Source organism: Mycobacterium arosiense ATCC BAA-1401 = DSM 45069 (assembly GCF_002086125.1).
In the GTDB taxonomy this organism is placed as follows: domain Bacteria; phylum Actinomycetota; class Actinomycetes; order Mycobacteriales; family Mycobacteriaceae; genus Mycobacterium; species Mycobacterium arosiense.
In genome coordinates, this window is the sequence record NZ_MVHG01000393.1 from 1 (window position 1) to 238 (window position 238).

General features: G+C 66.8%; 1 pseudogene. It reads right to left on the reverse strand.

From position 1 onward, the window contains the following. Window positions 1-238 (reverse strand): annotated as a pseudogene (locus BST14_RS32300) (hypothetical protein); the annotation flags it as partial.

Below are 238 nucleotides of genomic sequence, written 5' to 3' on the forward strand. Positions count from 1 at the left end.
ATCGCGGACGGTCTTCTGCGCGGCGTCCTGGCGTGCCTCCATGTTCGGCACGATACGCGCCTGGTCGCCCTGCGGCAGCACCGCGTAGCCATGGGTGGCGAGCACCGAAAGGAACAGTTGGTAGACCTCCGCCAGGCTGAGCCGCGCCTGGGATACCACCGTGACCCGTCCCTTCACCCGCGGATCGACGACGAAGGTCTGGCCGCTGATGCTCGATACCTGCTCGATGAAGTCGCCG